The sequence below is a fragment of the Mesorhizobium sp. M2C.T.Ca.TU.002.02.1.1 genome (assembly GCF_003997225.1).
The window spans coordinates 1-1,732 of the sequence record NZ_RZTO01001070.1 but is presented as its reverse complement, the minus strand read 5'-3'; the positions used below and the strand labels follow the sequence as shown (position 1 = coordinate 1,732).

2 protein-coding genes are annotated in these 1,732 nt (G+C 66.4%); both read right to left on the bottom strand.

Annotated features, from left to right (window positions below; all coding sequences use genetic code 11):
- On the bottom strand, positions 1 to 1,065 hold a 1,065-nt coding region (locus EOD07_RS33425; RefSeq protein ID WP_164772791.1), incomplete at its 3' end, for a P1 family peptidase.
- 32 nt (positions 1,066 to 1,097) lie between these two features.
- On the bottom strand, positions 1,098 to 1,700 hold the full coding sequence (locus EOD07_RS33420) for a TetR/AcrR family transcriptional regulator (protein WP_127238259.1): 603 nt from the start codon (positions 1,698 to 1,700) through the stop codon (positions 1,098 to 1,100).
- Positions 1,701 to 1,732 lie beyond the last annotated feature (32 nt).

Sequence of the window (1,732 nt, the reverse complement as noted above, 5' to 3'; positions counted from 1 at the left end):
GACCAGCGTGTTGAGCACGGCCTCCTCGGTCGCCTGCACCACGGCGGTGTAGAAATCGTCCATGCGGCCCCATGGAATGAAATCCATATGGCTGTAGCTCTCATTGCTGGGAGCGCCCTTGGGAAAGCGGCCGTTGAGCGCGTCACCATTGGCTGTCGAGAAGGCGAGAAAGATATCGCCGGAGAAATGCGAGCCGGCGGTGCCGGTGCGCGCCAGCCCGAGCGGCACGCGGCGCGCCAGCGCCTTGCACTGTCCGGGCAACAGCGGCGCGTCTGTTGCAACGATGCCGATGCAGGAGCCGGCGCCGGTCGGCCCGCCGCTGAAATACGCCTCCATCGGATTGTCGGCGGCAAGCTCGTGCCCGAGCGGCACGCCGGCGATGCTGATCTCCTGGCGCGAACCGAAATTGGCCTGCAGGAAGACGCCGACCGTGTAGGCGCGGTGGCCATAGTCGACGATCCGCGAAGCGCTGCCTGAACCGCCTTTGAACGCGTAGCAATTCATACCGGTGCCGCCGCCGACCGATCCTTCCTCGATGCCGCCGCCGGCAGCGTTGTCGATCGCCTCGATCGCGTGGTCGACAGTGACATGCGAGCCGTTGATGTCGTTCAGATAGCCGTCCCAGGTTTCGGCCACCACCGGCAGCAGCCATTGGCTCGCCAGTTGCGGCTTGTTGCGCGCCACCCAGTCGATGACGCCGCGATGACAGGGGCCGACCGCGTGCGTGTTGGTGATCAGGATCGGCATCGAGAGGCTGCCGGCCTCCTCCAGCCAAGAGGCGCCGGTCATCTCGCCATTGCCGTTGAAGGAATGGTAGCCGGCTGCCAATGCCACCCCGACGCCGTCACGGCCGAGCGGCAGGATCGCGGTGACGCCCGTGCGCACCGGCCCATGGCCCATGGAGAGCCCGCCGTCGCCTTTGATGAGCGTCGAATAGCCGACGAGCACGCCGTCGACGTCTGTGATGGCATTTGCCGGGCCTGGCGTGCCGGGCAGGGGGATGCCGAGGCCGCGGGCCCGCGTCTTGCCGGCCGGCGTGGTGGTCGGGGCTAGTCGTTGGTCCATGCTGAGGGGATGCTCCATTGATGAGAGCCGGCTCAGCCAAGGCTGCAGCCGGTCGCAAGTTCCGCATAGCTGGTGAGGATCGCCATCGCCGAGGCATGGTCGATGGCCGGCACGACGTTGACGAGGTGCAGGCCAAGGCCGTCCTCGAGCACGACGAGGCTGCGGGCGATGACCTCGCTGGCCGCGCTCAGCTCGAAGATGCCGGTGGCCGCGCCCGCCTCGAGTATGCCGACATAGATCGCCACCTGGCGCTCGAAGAGCGTGATATGGCGGGCGGCATAGCTGGCGTCCGAGCGCGAATAGGCGCCGAGCTCCAGCAGAAGCCGGCAGAGCTGGTCGTCCGGATCGGTCGGCAGGCCGCTTTCCAGCATCGTCCTCAACCGCGCCCGCGGATCGGCGATCGCGGCGACCGATGACGCGCGCTGGGTGCAGAAGCGTTCCACGGCCTTCTTCTGCACGTCGTCCAGAAGCTCCTTGAGGCCGGGATAATAATAGAGCAGGGCGCTCGAGCTCATGCCGGCCTCGTTGGCCACGTCGCGCAAGGTGACGCCCGCGAGGCCGCGCTTGGCGATCATCGATTCCGCCGCTGCGACCAGGGTGAGGCGGCGATCGGTCTGTGTCTTGGGTCTGCCCATTTCGATTTCCTGAATTTGATTCAATAAAAACT

Coding starts and splice junctions, on each gene's coding strand:
- EOD07_RS33420 (WP_127238259.1), bottom strand. CDS start 1,700: ATGGGCAGACCCAAGACACAGACCGATCGCCGCCTCACCCTGGTCGCA.